The following is a 15,030-nucleotide window of genomic DNA, read 5'->3' on the forward strand; positions in this document are numbered from 1 at the left end:
CCGAACGGGCATGGCGTTGCGACTGACAACGCCATCCAACCACCAGACCCGCAAATGTGAAACTGATGAACACTGCGCATTAGCGTGCGCAGATACTTCTATGCGTTCCAGGAAAAGACAGCGATGACTAAGAAAACGGTGTTGGTTGCCGGTGGGGCAGGCTTTATCGGCAGCCATACGGTCAAGCTTCTTGCCAGGCAGGGTTACGAGCCTGTTGTTTATGATAATCTCTCGACGGGACATCTGGCATCCATCCGCTGGGGAGACTTTGTCGAGGGCGACATCCTCGACACACGTTTGCTGATCGACACGATCGAAGAACACGATCCCGCTGCCGTCATTCACTTCGCCGCGTCCGCCTATGTCGGTGAGTCTGTCGAAAACCCCGCTAAATATTATCAAAACAATGTCAGCGGGACGCAGTCTTTGCTGGAGGCATGTCGCAGAACCGGCGGACGCAATGTGATTTTCTCTTCCAGCTGTGCGACCTACGGGATTCCAGATCAATTACCGATATGCGAAGGCGAAGTGCAGCGTCCCATCAATCCTTATGGGCGGACAAAGCTGATCGCTGAGGAAATGCTGGCCGATTATGCGGCCGCTTACGGAATGCATTATGTTGCCTTGCGCTATTTCAACGCCTCCGGCGCAGACGTAGAAGGCGAACTGGGCGAGGCGCACGATCCGGAAACACATCTGATTCCGCGTGCCATGATGGCGGCGGTCGGATGTATTGATGTTCTGGAAGTCTATGGCGACGATTACGATACAGCGGATGGCACCTGCATTCGCGACTATATTCATGTCACCGATCTGGCACGTGCGCATGTGCTCGCTGTTGAACATCTGATCAACAATCGTGGCAGCCTTGCAGTCAATCTCGGCAGCGGGCGGGGCACCTCCATCAAGGAAATCCTTGATGCCATCAGCAGGGTGACCGGCCGCGAAGTGCCGGTTGCAATGCGCGCGCGGCGTGCGGGCGATCCGCCCGTCCTCTATGCTGATCCGTCGCTTGCTGCGGAGAAGCTTGGTTTCAAGACGATTCACTCCGATCTCGACACGATCATTCGCACAGCTGCTCCCTTCTTCGGTCTGGAGGTACTCTCTTGAGAACTTTCAGGAAAGACGACGGCGCTGTCCACACAGTGCCGTTGATGGTGCCGATTTTTACCGGCTGGCAGCGGGCTGAATACCTGTTCGGCGCGGGACTTTGGATGGCGGCGCTGCTGTACTTCTGGAGTTGGTGGTTGGAACCTGCCAACCATATTCAGCTTGGCGGCACCGTTGTGGTTACGGCGATCCTGATGTGGGTGACGCTGTTGCCAATCTATTTCATCGTGCTCTTCTTCCGCGCGACCCGTCCGAACGGGCCGCTGAGCCTGCCGAAAGGCAGCCGGATCGCAATGGTCGTAACGAAAGCTCCGTCAGAGCCATTTCCTGTGGTAGCAGAGACCTTGCATGCCATGCTGGCGCAAGACGTGCCGCACGACACATGGTTGGCCGATGAGGATCCGTCTCCCGAAACGATTGCCTGGTGCAGGGCGAACGGGGTTTTCATTTCTACCCGCAAGGGACGCACCGATTATCATCGACAAACCTGGCCGCGTCGTACGCGCTGCAAGGAAGGCAATCTGGCCTTCTTCTACGATCATTACGGTTATGAACTTTATGATTTCGTGGTGCAGCTCGACGCCGATCACGTTCCTGAACCGGGTTATCTGTTCCAGATGCTGCGCCCATTTGCGGATCCCGCAATTGGATATGTTTCGGCCCCCAGCATCTGCGATCGCAATGCTGCGGAGAGCTGGTCGGCGCGAGGGCGCCTTTATGCAGAAGCCAGCATGCATGGTTCGTTACAGGCGGGTTACAACAACGGTCTCGCACCGCTTTGCATAGGATCGCATTATGCCGTCCGCACCATTGCCTTGCGTGAGATTGGCGGTCTTGGGCCGGAACTGGCGGAAGATCATTCCACCACGCTCATGATGAATTCTTATGGGTGGCGTGGAGCGCATGCTCTCGACGCCATCGCTCACGGTGACGGGCCGCGCACCTTTGCTGATCTTGTGACCCAGGAGTTCCAATGGTCTCGCAGCCTGATGATGCTCTTGCTGCAATATTCTCCGAGGTTCGTCCGCACTTTGCCCCCGCGACTGAAGTTCCAGTTCCTGTTCTCTCAGTTCTGGTATCCGCTATTTTCGTTCTTCATGGCATTGATGTTCATCTTGCCTATAGCGGCCTTGGTGATGGGCGAGAATTTCGTCGGCGTGACCTATCCCGATTTCTTGAGCCACTTCCTGCCACAGGCGATCATATTGATCCTTTTGGCATACCGCTGGCGCAATTCGGGAACTTTCCGTCCTTACAATGCGAGGGTTCTCAGCCTTGAAATGACGTTTTTTTTGTTCGCACGCTGGCCATGGGCGCTGGCTGGCACGCTTGCTGCCGTGCGTGACTGGGCAACGGGTTCCTTCGTAGATTTCCGCGTGACACCGAAGGGCGCAGCCGACGTGGATCCACTTCCATTGCGTGTGCTAGCCCCGTATGGCTTCCTCGCGATCACCTCGATCATGCCGGTATTGCTCATACCCGACGCCAGCGATGAATCTCGGGGGTTCTACATCTTCGCGATCATTAATGCGCTGATCTACACGGTGCTCCTATTCGTCATCGTCGTACAGCATGCAGGCGAGAACACGGTTCGCTACAAAACACGCATCTATCGCCCAGCTCTCGCAGCAAGTCTTGTTGCTCTCGTCGCGCTGCCGGCCCTTGCATCTGTCGAGCGCGGGCGCGAGGGCATTGAGGCGCTTGCATGGGGAACTCGGAGCTTTTCTCTCTTCGATGATCGCTTTGCTGTGGCCGGTGCAGGGGTCGGGGGGCGCAGCATTCGTCAAAGCATTTTCAACCCACGCTGGCGCACCGATGCCGGCGACAATTCAAATCGCAAGTAAGAGACAATTACATATGAAGATTGCTGTTATTGGAACCGGTTATGTCGGATTGGTCAGCGGGACTTGTTTTGCAAGCTGGGGCCACGAAGTCGTGTGCGTCGACAAGAACCAACAAAAGATTAATAGTCTTAAAAGCGGAATCTTGCCGATCTATGAGCCAGGCCTGGATGAACTCGTTGAATTCAACGTGGCCGAAGGGCGTTTGAGCTTCACTGGTAATCTGGCAGAGGCAGTAAAGGGTGCAACTGTCGTCTTTATCGCCGTTGGTACGCCGCCGCGGGCCGGTTCGGGCGATGCCGATCTTTCCTTCGTTTACATGGCGGCACGCGAACTGGCGCCGTTGATCGACAATCACACGGTTGTGGTGACGAAATCCACCGTTCCTGTCGGCACCGGCGACGAGGTGCAGAAAATCATCGGCTCGGTCCGCAACGCAAGCACTTTCTCGGTGGCGTCAAATCCCGAATTTCTGCGCGAGGGCGTTGCCATCCGTGATTTCCTGGAGCCGGACCGCGTCGTTATCGGCGTCGAGGACGAGCGCGCCCGCAAGGTCCTCATGGAACTCTACAGCGCACCGCTTGAAGCGCAAAATACTCCCATCGTTGTAACGCAGCGCCGCACTTCGGAATTGATCAAATACGCCGCCAACGCGTTTCTGGCGACCAAGATCACCTTCATCAATGAGCTGGCTGATCTCTGTGAACAGGTTGGCAGCAATGTTCGTGAACTGGCGCTCGGAATGGGCCTCGACAAACGGATCGGAACGAGTTTCCTCAATGCCGGACCTGGCTATGGTGGCTCCTGTTTTCCCAAGGACACAATGGCGCTTTTGCGCACGGCTCAGGATTATGGTGTCGCCGTGCGGATCGTACAGGAAACGGTTACAGCAAATGAAGCGCGCAAGCGCCGCATGGCTTTGAAGGTCATGGATGCGCTCGACGGCGACATCGAGGGGCGGACGATTGCTGTTCTGGGGCTCACCTTCAAGCCGGATACCGACGATATGCGTGACGCGCCGTCGGTCCCGTTAATTGAAACATTGCAGCGTTTCGGCGCAAGCATTCGAGCGTACGATCCCGTGGGGATGGAAAACGCAAGCAAAATTCTCACCGATGTGGAGTTTTGTGATGACGCCTACGAATGCGCCCGCGATGCCGATGCAATCGTCGTCATCACGGAGTGGGATAGCATCCGCAGGCTTGATCTGTCGCGTTTGAAGAAGCTCGTGCGCCGGCCGGTTCTGGTGGACCTTAGAAATGCTTTCGAACCCGGTGCAGCTGAAGAGCTCGGCTTTCATGTTTCGGCAATCGGACGCCCAACACCGGTCCGGCATCTTAGCGATGCGAAGATCGCATTACCGCAAAAGGTCAGGCGGACCCATTCAGAACGAGCAAACGGTACTCACATCGAACTGGCGGGAGGTTCCATTGACAATCCTTAAATCGGAACGCTCGCGGAACCGCAGCGGTATTCGAATGATGATGGCTATTGTTACAGCGGTATTTACGCTTGCGGGGCCGGCTTATGCAGAGGTGCCGCAGAATGTTGTGTTGCCCGCTGGAGCCCGCGCCATGACGGCGATCGAGATATTCAAACTCTATAGAAACAAGAGCTGGCAGTGGGAGAATGGTGCAGGCCGGATGAAGGTTGCAGGGCGCCACTTCAGCGCATGGATCGACAGTGACGAGGGCAAATCGTGGGCTGAAGGCCGATGGGTTATCACCCATACCGGCCAGATGTGCCTCAAGGCGACATGGCATTCGGCAAATGGCGCGGCTCCGGGCAGCGTTTGTTTCTCGCATAGGGTCCATGATGGAACTGTCTATCAAAAACGAGAACCCGATGGTGGGTGGTATGTCTTCCGGCATTCCAAGCCCCAGGAAGGTGACGAGGCCAGCAAGCTCATGACGTCCGATCTGGTGTCCGAACGGCTGGAAGGTATGAAGGCTGTGCTTTCTTCGACACAAACATCCGAACAATAGAAGGGAGGGGGCTATGAAAGGTCTCTTGAAAGTCATCGCGGGATTGCTCGGGAGTGCGGTTGTTTGCGGTGCAGTCTTTGCTGCCAGCGGCGTGTCGGGTGCCAGCGTCGACGGGCGCCCGTTTCATGACAAGCGCCCTGTAATAACGGAGCGATCAATCACGCCCGGTGCCTATGATCCGCACGGGGACTATACCAATGATCCGAATTCGAAGATCGAGCACCTGTTCCTTCCCTGGGAGGACGTGGATCTTGCGACACTTAAGACGGCAGACGAATATGCACGTCAACGCGGGCGCTCCTTGCTGATTACTATTGAACCCTGGTCATGGGCCCGCGACTGGCGTGTCAGCCCGGAGGACCTCCTGAGTGGAATTCTGGCGGGGCGCTACGATTCCAATATGGCTGCGGTCTGTTCTGAAGCAGCAAAGTTGAAGAGCCCGGTCACCATCCGCTGGGCACAGGAAATGGACGACAAGGAGGGACAGTTCACCTGGGCCTACTGGAAACCGGAAGGTTATGTGAAGGCCTACCGGCATGTCATCGACATTTGCCGCAAGCATCTTCCAAACGCGCAATATATGTGGTCACCGCGAGGAGATGCCCAGTTAGAAGCCTATTATCCGGGTGACGAATATCTCGACATCGTCGGTCTGTCGGTGTTCGGCTACCAACCCTATGACAAGCTGGTTGTCGGGCGAGACACGACATTCGTCGAGCGCACCAAGCCAGGATATGATCGTGTGGCAGGTTTTGGCAAACCAGTTGCCATTGCCGAGCTCGGTTATGAAGGCAGTGATAGCTACGTTCGGGACTGGGCGGCGGAAGCCAACAAGCCCCACGCCGAGTTTCCGGCCCTGACGGCCGTCATCTACTTTAACGACCGTGAAGTCTACCCATGGCCGCGTGGTGTCGGACGCCCGGACTGGCGCGTCGCAAACCATCCGCTCGATTGACCCGGGTAATTCAACCGGAGCGGCTTGTTATTTGTGAAAACGCCGCCGCTCTTTTCTTTGCATTCTTGCAGTTCCGCCAAGCCAGCTTGCTGGAACTGCTCGATCAACAGGAAGAAGAAAATGCTATCGAAGCATTTCATCATTGCGAGCGCTGCGATGTTAGCGCTCTCGCTGGCAGGCAACGCCAGTGCAGCGCCAAAGCCGGCGACGGATAATACCGTCACCCAACTGGCGGCCGCAGCCTCACCGATGAAAGGCCATGCGCTTGAAAAGCTCTATGCCGGCCGCACCTGGAAATGGAAAACCGGCGGCGGATTCTTTTCCAGTGAGAAAGCCCGTGGCTGGTTTCTTTCTGGGGAACAGAAACAATTCTCCGCTTGGTCCGGCGAAGGCGCGGCCACTACCCATGCCACAGGCTATTGGTATGTGACCGATGGCGGAAAGCTCTGCTTGCGCGCGCTCTGGAGCAGCCGGGGCGACAGCAGCGGCGCAGTCACCTGCTTCCTGCACCGCGAGAAAAATGGCGTGATCTACCAGAAACCCGCTCTTGGCGGAAAATGGTATGTCTTTGCGCACAATCCAGTTCGGAAAGACGATGAAATACGCAAACTGGTCAAAGGTGATCGGGTAGGCGCAGAAGTGGCGCGGCTGAAGGCTAATGGCCGATAAAGAACGATAGTGCGGGGGCTTCTCGAGCGTTGCTCGGGAACTCTGGCCTGTCGTTAATTTAACAGATGAAAAGTTTCACGTAGAGGGCGAAAAACGATGTTAAAGACCAACGAATTCCCGCATTTTAAATCACGTATCGGAAAGACCTGCATGACAATCATGGCCGCGTCGGTGGGCGTGATGATGGCGTGGTCCTCAGCCGTGGCTGACGAATTAACCTGTAGCGCTCCAGAAAATGGCGAAGCGCGAGTCAGCCTGCGTTTGCCGGAGAATGCACGGCCAATGACGGCACTGGAACTTCATGAACTCTACCGCGACAAGAGCTGGAAATGGTGCGATGGCGCCGCTTACATGCAGGACAAGGATCGGATATTCAAGGGATGGGCAGGGTCGGGTGCCCGTGCTTCCTGGGCCTTGGGACATTGGACCGTGGCCGACACCGGAAGGATGTGCCTTGAGGCCGACTGGCATGCTCCAAACGGCACATCCAGCGACAGGACGTGTTTCGAGCACATGATCGATGGCCAGACCATCTACCAGAGGAAAGAACCGACCGGCGGCTGGTACGTGTTCAAGCATTCCGAACCGCAGGATGGCGATGAATTCACCAAACTGGTCCCTGAGGACCTGGTTTCGGAGAAGCTGGAGAAACTCCGCAATCAATAATTGCGGGGCATATTAAACGTAGAAAAAGCTGCCGGACTTTCTGATCGGCAGCCAAGGATATAAAGCCGGTTTGGCGGATGGTATCTGCCACCGGCAGCGTGTCTGCTCCTTGATACGACGGCCGCTATTTTCCCTTCCAGACAGGATCGCGCTTTTCGGCGAAAGCTCTGGCGCCTTCCAAATTATCCTCCGATCCATAAAGAATGTCGACCGTCGCCAGCTTGCGCCGCATGATGAGGTTCATCATGGTTTGGAAGTCCTCGCTTTCTGCGCGCCGAACAGTCTCCTTGATCGCGGCGTAAACGAGTGGAGGACCGGAGGCGAGCAGACGGGCGATCTCCCAAACGCGTTCCTCGAGCCTCTCCTGAGGCAGGACTTCATTGACGAAACCCCAGCGATGAGCTTCTTGAGCGTCGACCCAGCGGCCGGTCAGCAAAAGTTCCATGGCTATGTGGTATGGAATGCGTTTCGGAAGCCGGATACTTGCTGCGTCTGCAATGGTTCCGGAGCGAATTTCGGGAAGCGAAAAGGTCGAATGGTCCGAGGCATAGATCAGGTCACAGGACAGCGCCAGTTCGAAGCCGCCGCCTGCGGCCATGCCGCTGACACATGCGATGACAGGTTTGTTCAGGTCTCGCAGTTCCTGGATGCCGCCGAAACCGCCAATTCCGTAGTCGCCATCGATAGGCGCGCCTTCTGCCGCCGCTTTCAAATCCCAACCGGCAGAAAAGAAACGGTCGCCAGCGGTCTTGAGGATAGCGACACGTAATTCCGGGTCATCGCGGAAGGCTGCAAAAATTTGACCCATCACGCGCGATGTCGGCAGATCGATGGCGTTGGCCTTGGGCCGATCCAGAGTAACTTCCAGAATAGCACCGTCCCGGCGGGTTGTTATGGCGCCTTCGGCAAATGTGCTCATTTCATCTGCCTTTCCATACGGGATCGCGCTTTTCGACCGCTGCGCGCGGTCCTTCCAGCGCGTCTTCGCTTTCGATCAGCGATTTGAACAGTGGGAAATTACCAGCCCGCATGGCGGCGTAGCTTTCGGTCAGGCTCATATGTTCGGCCATACGCGCTGTCTGTTTGGCTGCGGCAACAGAAAGCGGTGCGGAGCGCAGGATACGGGCAGCGAGCGCACGGGCAGCGCTCATCAGCTCCGCCTGCGGCACCACGTCATTGACCAGACCCCAGCGGAGGCAATCCTGCGCGCTGAAACGCCGCCCTCCATAAAGAACTTCGTTCGCTATAACCTTGGGCAGGAGTTTGGGTAGAACGAATGAGCCGATATCCGGCAAAACCCCGAGCGAAGTTTCCGGCAGCCAGAATTGCGCGTGGTCGGCGGCAATGACGAAATCGGCAGTCAGGAGAATTTCGAAACCCGCGCCGATGGCATAACCGTTGATCGCGCAGATGACAGGCTTCTCCAATCCGGGCAATTCGGAAAAGCCATAGATTCCACCCTGACCATAGTCGGCGATATACCCATCTCCGCCGGTCGAAGCCGCTTCGTTCAGATCCCAGCCGGCGGAAAAAAACTTCTCGCCCCCACCGGTAAAAATAGCAACGCGCAGATCCGGGTCGTCTCGAAACATGGCGAAGACATCGCCGAGCTTTCGGCTGGTTGGCTGGTCGATGGCATTGGCCTTTGGCCGGTCGAGCGTGATCTCCAATATCTGACCGTTGCGAACGGCCTTCACCTCGTCAGTCATCAAGCTCTCCTGTTGCGTATCAGGGCATCGACGGCGATTGCATCATCCGCTGTGACGATGAGTGGGTTGATGTCGAGCTCCTCAAGTTTCCCTGCCTGTTCGAGCGCATAGTTGCCAATCTGCCATGTGGCCTCGACAGCGGCTTCGATATTGGCTTTTGGCCTGCCGCGAAAGCCGGTCAGGAGGGGGGCGGAGCGCAGGGAAAGAAGCGCCTCGCGGATTTCATCGCGGCTCGCAGGTAAGAGCAGCGAACGTGTATCGTTCCAAAGCTCAACCATCACGCCGCCCGCGCCAATGGTCAGATAAAGCCCGAATTGCGGGTCGCGCGCGATGCCGATAATCAGTTCAGCTACACCGCCCTGAACCATTTTCTCGACCAGAAAATCGCATTTCAAAGCAGTAAGCGAAAGAGCGGCAGCGCGTACTGCTTCGGCATTCGCCAAATTGAGGCACACCGCCGCCATTTCCGTTTTGTGGAGCAAGTTCTCACCAACACCCTTGAGAACGACGGGGTAACCCAGCTTTTCGGCAAGGGCGACAGCATCGTCGATAGTCGATACTACGCCGCCTGTTGGGGTTATCAGGCCGATTTCGCGCAAGGCGGATTTCGATGACCACTCGTCCATTGCGGTGGCTGCAGATGGCGACGCTGGCGCTTGGTCAGCCAGCATTGGAGATTGCGGTTTCGACCAGATTTCGCCAATCCAGGCAGCATTGGCTGCTGCCGCAAGCGCAGTTGCAAGCCCCATCATCGGGGCTATTCCTGCTGCTATCAGACGTTCGGCATGGGCTTCCGTCATGTTCTCCGGCAAACTGGCAACCAGCGCAAAGCGACCGCCTCCAGCTTTGTGCGCCGCTATCGCGGCTTCGAGCGATGTTTCGCAACCATTATCAACACAGCGGTCCCCACGGGGGAAGTCGAGCACCAGTATGGTCAGACCGAAATTGCCATCGAGCATGGCGCGATAGGTCTCAGTCAGCGACGGCCCGTTTCCCCATGTAAAGGTGTGATAGTCGAGGGGGTTCGAGATGGTAACCATCTCGGGCAGGGTGGCGCGAAGCCTGTTTGCCTCGTGCGGCGCCAGCGGTCTGAGATCGAGACCCGCGGCGTTTGCGAGATCGCCGACGAGTGAGGCTTCGCCGCCGGAACAGCTCATAGAGCCGAGACTGTTGTCCGGTGAGGGGCCAAGCACATGCAGAAGCTTCAGCGTTTCGATAAATTCGTCGAGCGTTCCAACACGGACGACGCCACACCGCGCAAAGAAAGCGTCGGCAAGCGTGTCGGCTCCAGCTAGCGATGCCGTGTGTGAAAGGGTCATCGCCTGTGCAGCGACGGAAGTTCCGACCTTGATGGCAACAACGGGCTTTTTCATCTCACGCGCTCTGGCGAAGACACGTTCCAACCGTGAAATATTGTCGAAGCCTTCTATATGCAAACCGAGAACAGTAACCCGCGGGTCTTCGAGCGCGGCTTCCGCCAATTCGGAAAGACCGGTCTGTGCCTGATTTCCGGCTGTCAGCACATAGGCAATGGGAAGACCTCGGCGCTGCATCGTAAGATTGATAGCTATGTTTGACGATTGAACGACGATGGCGGCGCCGCTTTCCACCCTCTTGCCGCCATGCTGGTCAGGCCAGAGCAGCGCTCCATCAAGGTAGTTGATGAAGCCGTAGCAGTTGGGGCCGAGGATCGGCATTTCGCCTGCTGAGGCCAGCAGGGCCTGATTGCGTTCGGCGCCGTCGGATACTTCGCTGAAGCCAGAGGCAAAGCACACTGCGCCGCCACTTCCCCGCGCTGAGAGCTGGCGAACAATATCGATTGTTCCGTCGCGGTTGACGCCGATGAAACTTACATCCGGTGCGCCGGGAAGGTCGGCGACAGATCGATAGCAGGGAATATCGTCGATAGTATCGCGGGTGGGGTGGACAGGCCAGAGTTCTCCCTCAAAGCCCATTTTACGGCATTGCCTGAGGACAGCCGTAGACCATCCTCCGCCAAAGATGGCGATGGAACGGGGACGCAAGACACGAGACAGGTTCTGTTTGCTCACGATCAGGCTCCGAGTGGGCGAAGGAGGTCGCGGGCGATGATATGGCGCTGGATCTCGCTTGTGCCGTCCCATATCCGCTCGACACGGGCATCACGCCAGAAGCGTTCCAGCGGGAGGTCGTCCATCAGGCCCATGCCTCCATGCACCTGGATAGCCCGATCAGTGACGCGAGCCAGCATTTCGGAGGCGTAGACTTTCGCCGAGGCGATCTCGCGGTTTGCCGGCAATCCCTGATCGAGACGCCAGGCCGCTGCCAGCGTCAGCCAGTCGGCTGCGTCGATTTCGGTGACGGAGTCGGCAAGCTGGAAGCCGACGCCCTGAAAGCGGCCGATAGGCTGGCCAAATTGCTTGCGCTGGGCGGCGTAGTCGACCATCAAGTCGAACACGCGGCGCGCGCGCCCCACCGCCATCGTCGCAACTGTTATGCGGGTCGCGTAAAGCCACTCATTCATGACCGCAAAGCCGCCATCGACCTCTCCGAGAACCTGCGCATCGGGAAGACGGCAGTCGTCGAATTCAAGGATCATGTTCTTGTAGCCGCGATGGCTGACGGATTTGTAACCCTCGCGGATGGTGAAGCCCGGTGTTCCACGATCCACCAGAAAGGTCGTGATTTTCTTCTTCGTTCCGGCGGAGGACTGTTCCTCGCCTGTCGCCATGAAGACAATGACGAAGTCGGCGTGCTCGGCGCCGGAAATGAAGTGCTTGGTGCCGTTCAGCACCCAATCGCCACCGTCGCGACGCGCACTGGCTTTCATACCGCGAATGTCGGAGCCGGCGTCGGGCTCGGTCATGGCAAGTGCATCCATCCTTTCGCCGCGCACCGCTGGCAGGAGGTAGCGCTCGATCTGCTCACCCTTGCAGGCCATCAGGATATTTTGCGGGCGTCCGAAAAAATGAGTGAGCGCCATCGACCCGCGCCCCAGCTCGCGTTCCACCAGCGCGAACTCAAGATGGGAAAGTCCGGGGCCACCCGCCGTTTCCGGGAAATTGCTGGCATAGAAACCAAGTTCGATGGTCTTCCGCTTGATTTCGTCGCCGATTTCCACCGGCACGTAACCAAGCCGCTCGACGGTCGTTTCATGCGGATAAATCTCGTTCTCGACAAAGCTTCGAACTGTCGAGACGATCATTTCCTGTTCTTCAGTCAGTCCGAAATGCATAGCGTTCCTCCCAGTCGCTTTGCCAGACCGTCCCGGCCTATGGCGTCGTTATTTCTATAAGTGCGGGCCCCTCGACAGCCTGGGCGCGGTGAAGCGCCCCGGCGAGTTGCGCAAGGTCGAGTGCACCTGGATGAAGCGCATCCTGATTGTCTTGATTAGTCAGGCGGATATGTTCCCCCGGTATGCCATAGGCCTGCGCGAGCTTGAGAAAATCGGGAGGTGTCGGGCGAACGCCCACGGGCTCGATATCCCGAGAAAGCATGTAATCTTCGATTTCCTGATAACCATGATTGTTCCAGACGACGAAAATCACCGGCGCTTTCTCGTCTGTGGCAGTGCCGAGAGTGCCGAGACAGAACTGGAAACCGCCGTCTCCCACCAGGCAGACCACCGGTGTGTCGGCCTGCGCAAGACTGGCGCCCACTGCGGCCGGAGGACCAAATCCGAGCGCGCCGTACCCCGTCGAAGCATTGAACCAGCTTCGTGCGCCATCGGCTTCGAAGAAAAGGTTGCCAGCATAGGCGAGCTGCGTGGAATCTCCGACTATGATACTGCCGGGCAGGGCATTCCGAATGGTGTCCAGAACTTCGGTCAAAGCCTGCATCTTGGGTGAAAGGAAGTCGTATGCCGCAGCTTTAGCCGCCGTTGCGCGCTCCTTTCCGTCCTCACGTGGTGCCTGAGGAAGAAGCTGCAGAACAGAAATGAGCTCTGCCGTTATTGGGGCGGCATCGCCCACGATCATCAGGCCCGCCGGGGCGCTGGTTGCCTCCGCATCCGGGTCGATGTCGATGCGGATCATGCGGGCAGGAGGTTCGAAACCTCCGTCTACATACATGTCGTAATCGGTCGGACCGAACTGGGTTCCTATCGCAATGACGAGATCGGCATCGGCGATCAGCTGGCGGATAGGCGGCAGGCTGGGGCTTGCCTGCACCGCGAGCGGATGACGGCCAAGCAAACCACGGGCGTTCGTTGTGGTCACGACCGGGGCGTCAAGCATCTGCGAAAGGACGAAAACGGCATCACCCGCCCGGTTGGCGCCTCCACCTGCGAGGATCAAAGGACGGCGAGCTTCGGCGCAAAGTGTTGCAGCGGCTTTGATTTTCTCGACATTGGAACCCACAGCCGTAGCGCTCGGAACTGCCGGGCACTTGCGCAAGTTTCCTTCAAACGGGGCTTCCATAAGGTCCGTCGGGATTTCAATATGGACAGGGCCCGGACGTCCGGATTTCATCCGGGCGAAGGCACGGCCAACTAGTTCTGCAAGATCGCCGGGCTGTTCCAGTCGTTCTGACGACAGGGCGATTGTTCGCATGGTCGCGGACTGGTCGGGAAGCTCGTGCAGGTGCCCCTTATATTGTCCAAGCGTGTGGCGCGCGTTGACGCCTGAGATGACGAGCATCGGTATGGAATCGGCTCGCGCCTGGGCCATCGGGGTTATCGCATTGGTAAGCCCCGGCCCCGTAATCAGCAGGCAGATACCCGGCTTGCCCGAAACCCGCGCATAGCCATCTGCCATGAAGCCCGCATCCTGTTCGTCGCGCGGGGTAACATGCCGGATGCTCGATCCGGCAAGGCCACGATAAAGTTCGGCTGTGTGCACGCCCGGAATGCCAAATACTGTATCGACATCGTATGCTTCCAGAAGGCGGATCAGCGCTTGCCCGACCGTTATTTTGCTGCTCATGAAACCAGACTTTCCGCTCTGTAGTTCAGGCTGCGGGCAAACCGGGCAATGCGGTCACAAGCCTCGATTATGCTGTCTTCAGGAACGGTGACGCTCATGCGGACCAGATTCTTCGCGACCTGGCCGAAAGACGTGCCGGGCATCGTCGAGACGTAGTGTTCTTCAAGCAGCCGGCTGGCGAATTCCTCACCATTGAGGCCAGTGCCGCCAATATCCAGCAGCACGAACATGCCCGCTTCCGGCATCAGGGGCTTGATACCCGCAACGCCTTGCAAACGCTCTACAATCAGCTCGGACCGCGCCTTGTACTGCGCGCGCATGATTGAGGCTGTCGGCAGATCATGTGTCAGCGCATAGGCTGCCATGTCGGCAATGAAAGGCTGTCCACCGAAGAGCATGGATTCGGAGAAAGGCAGCAATCTCTGGCAAAACTCCTCCGAACCCACAGCCCAGCCTGCACGAAAGCCGGGGGCTGCGTGTGACTTCGATATGGAGGAGACCACGATGGTGCGGTCCGCCATCTCCGGAAGATCGAGCGGCGACGCAAATGCGGCGCCGAAAGTAAGCTCTTCATAAACTTCATCGCACACGATCCAGAGATCGTTCTTGCGGCAGACTTCGCTGATCGCAGCAATTTCGGGTTTTGTGAGAACCGCTCCGGTCGGATTGTGCGGGTTGTTGAGAAGCAATACCCGGCAGCCGGGCGTGATTGCCGCTTCCAGTATTTCCGCTCGAAGATGAAAGCCATCTTCGGCCCGCAGTGGCACCGGGACGATATCGGCTCCCGGCGCTCGCACCACGCCTTCATAGGTTGCATAATAAGGATCGGGGACGAGAACCTTGTCGCCACTCTCGACCAATCCTGTCAAAACGGCATAAAGCGCTGTTTGGGTTCCAGGAAAATAGAGGACATTGTTGGTCGTGATGGCGCGGCCGGTGCGCTTTGAATATTTTGCCGCCAGCGCCGCCAGCACCGCCGGTTCGCCGCGACCGTTGGAATAGCGGGTGCGTCCGGCGCGCATGGCGTTATTGCACGCTTCGAGCAGCGAGGAATCCGGGGCAACGTCGGGTTCGCCGATCGTAAATTCTATGACGGGATGGCCAAGCGCGCGCAGTTCCCTGCCTCGTGCATGGACCCGCCATTTGTCCGAACCCAATCCTGAGAGTCTATCGGTGATGGAGGCGTAATGCATG

The 15,030-nt window shown here is 57.6% G+C and carries 13 protein-coding genes; 7 read left to right on the forward strand and 6 right to left on the reverse strand.

Translation table 11 applies throughout. The features are described 5' to 3' along the window. Positions 1-123: 123 nt before the first annotated feature. The 7 genes from galE to AC0TOF_RS17695 all read left to right on the forward strand — a co-directional run bounded on the left by galE (position 124) and on the right by AC0TOF_RS17695 (position 7,226). Positions 124-1,110, forward strand: coding sequence for a UDP-glucose 4-epimerase GalE (galE, locus tag AC0TOF_RS17665; protein WP_473769200.1), 987 nt, complete (start codon positions 124-126; stop codon positions 1,108-1,110). 44 nt (positions 1,111-1,154) lie between these two features. Continuing rightward, entirely contained in the window at positions 1,155-2,954 is a 1,800-nt protein-coding gene (locus tag AC0TOF_RS17670) for a glycosyltransferase family 2 protein (RefSeq protein WP_473769475.1), read from the forward strand. Positions 2,955-2,967: 13 nt separating this feature from the next. Then, positions 2,968-4,395: a UDP-glucose dehydrogenase family protein gene (locus AC0TOF_RS17675; protein ID WP_473769201.1), complete on the forward strand. Its 1,428-nt coding sequence runs from the start codon at positions 2,968-2,970 to the stop codon at positions 4,393-4,395. Between the two features lie 34 nt (positions 4,396-4,429). Then, positions 4,430-4,936 carry a DUF995 domain-containing protein gene (locus AC0TOF_RS17680; protein WP_473769476.1) on the forward strand — a complete coding sequence of 169 codons (507 nt, stop codon included), beginning with the start codon at positions 4,430-4,432 and terminating at the stop codon, positions 4,934-4,936. Positions 4,937-4,949: 13 nt separating this feature from the next. After that, positions 4,950-5,891: a glycoside hydrolase family 26 protein gene (locus AC0TOF_RS17685; protein WP_473769202.1), complete on the forward strand. Its 942-nt coding sequence runs from the start codon at positions 4,950-4,952 to the stop codon at positions 5,889-5,891. A 120-nt stretch (positions 5,892-6,011) separates the two neighbouring features. Beyond that, positions 6,012-6,560 carry a DUF995 domain-containing protein gene (locus AC0TOF_RS17690; RefSeq protein WP_473769477.1) on the forward strand — a complete coding sequence of 183 codons (549 nt, stop codon included), beginning with the start codon at positions 6,012-6,014 and terminating at the stop codon, positions 6,558-6,560. A 96-nt stretch (positions 6,561-6,656) separates the two neighbouring features. Continuing rightward, positions 6,657-7,226 carry a DUF995 domain-containing protein gene (locus AC0TOF_RS17695; RefSeq protein ID WP_473769203.1) on the forward strand — a complete coding sequence of 190 codons (570 nt, stop codon included), beginning with the start codon at positions 6,657-6,659 and terminating at the stop codon, positions 7,224-7,226. Positions 7,227-7,350: 124 nt separating this feature from the next. Here the strand turns inward: AC0TOF_RS17695 and AC0TOF_RS17700 are convergent, their stop codons facing one another. From AC0TOF_RS17700 to AC0TOF_RS17725, 6 genes are read right to left on the reverse strand one after another with little or no spacing between them, the layout of a single operon-like run. Beyond that, positions 7,351-8,145 carry a carnitinyl-CoA dehydratase gene (locus AC0TOF_RS17700; RefSeq protein ID WP_473769204.1) on the reverse strand — a complete coding sequence of 265 codons (795 nt, stop codon included), beginning with the start codon at positions 8,143-8,145 and terminating at the stop codon, positions 7,351-7,353. Between the two features lies 1 nt (position 8,146). Further along, the gene (locus AC0TOF_RS17705) at positions 8,147-8,935 is read right to left on the reverse strand and encodes an enoyl-CoA hydratase-related protein (RefSeq protein ID WP_473769205.1); all 789 of its coding nucleotides are present in this window, start codon (positions 8,933-8,935) and stop codon (positions 8,147-8,149) included. Then, positions 8,935-10,992, reverse strand: coding sequence for an acetate--CoA ligase family protein (locus AC0TOF_RS17710; protein WP_473769478.1), 2,058 nt, complete (start codon positions 10,990-10,992; stop codon positions 8,935-8,937). The genes AC0TOF_RS17705 and AC0TOF_RS17710 overlap by 1 nt, the downstream gene beginning before the upstream one ends. After that, a complete protein-coding gene (locus AC0TOF_RS17715) occupies positions 10,989-12,149 on the reverse strand; it encodes an acyl-CoA dehydrogenase family protein (RefSeq protein ID WP_473769206.1) in 1,161 nt (386 codons plus the stop codon). Before AC0TOF_RS17715 ends, AC0TOF_RS17710 begins: the two co-directional genes overlap by 4 nt. A 37-nt stretch (positions 12,150-12,186) precedes the next feature. After that, positions 12,187-13,836, reverse strand: a complete 1,650-nt coding sequence (locus tag AC0TOF_RS17720; protein WP_473769207.1) for a 5-guanidino-2-oxopentanoate decarboxylase — start codon at positions 13,834-13,836, stop codon at positions 12,187-12,189. After that, positions 13,833-15,029 carry a pyridoxal phosphate-dependent aminotransferase gene (locus tag AC0TOF_RS17725; RefSeq protein ID WP_473769208.1) on the reverse strand — a complete coding sequence of 399 codons (1,197 nt, stop codon included), beginning with the start codon at positions 15,027-15,029 and terminating at the stop codon, positions 13,833-13,835. The genes AC0TOF_RS17720 and AC0TOF_RS17725 overlap by 4 nt, the downstream gene beginning before the upstream one ends. Between the last annotated feature and the right edge of the window lies 1 nt (position 15,030).

The organism is Ochrobactrum sp. PL_is501, assembly GCF_055816895.1.

Coding starts and splice junctions, on each gene's coding strand:
- galE (WP_473769200.1), top strand. CDS start 124: ATGACTAAGAAAACGGTGTTGGTTGCCGGTGGGGCAGGCTTTATCGGC.
- AC0TOF_RS17670 (WP_473769475.1), top strand. CDS start 1,155: ATGGTGCCGATTTTTACCGGCTGGCAGCGGGCTGAATACCTGTTCGGC.
- AC0TOF_RS17675 (WP_473769201.1), top strand. CDS start 2,968: ATGAAGATTGCTGTTATTGGAACCGGTTATGTCGGATTGGTCAGCGGG.
- AC0TOF_RS17680 (WP_473769476.1), top strand. CDS start 4,430: ATGATGATGGCTATTGTTACAGCGGTATTTACGCTTGCGGGGCCGGCT.
- AC0TOF_RS17685 (WP_473769202.1), top strand. CDS start 4,950: ATGAAAGGTCTCTTGAAAGTCATCGCGGGATTGCTCGGGAGTGCGGTT.
- AC0TOF_RS17690 (WP_473769477.1), top strand. CDS start 6,012: ATGCTATCGAAGCATTTCATCATTGCGAGCGCTGCGATGTTAGCGCTC.
- AC0TOF_RS17695 (WP_473769203.1), top strand. CDS start 6,657: ATGTTAAAGACCAACGAATTCCCGCATTTTAAATCACGTATCGGAAAG.
- AC0TOF_RS17700 (WP_473769204.1), bottom strand. CDS start 8,145: ATGAGCACATTTGCCGAAGGCGCCATAACAACCCGCCGGGACGGTGCT.
- AC0TOF_RS17705 (WP_473769205.1), bottom strand. CDS start 8,935: ATGACTGACGAGGTGAAGGCCGTTCGCAACGGTCAGATATTGGAGATC.
- AC0TOF_RS17715 (WP_473769206.1), bottom strand. CDS start 12,149: ATGCATTTCGGACTGACTGAAGAACAGGAAATGATCGTCTCGACAGTT.
- AC0TOF_RS17720 (WP_473769207.1), bottom strand. CDS start 13,836: ATGAGCAGCAAAATAACGGTCGGGCAAGCGCTGATCCGCCTTCTGGAA.
- AC0TOF_RS17725 (WP_473769208.1), bottom strand. CDS start 15,029: ATGCATTACGCCTCCATCACCGATAGACTCTCAGGATTGGGTTCGGAC.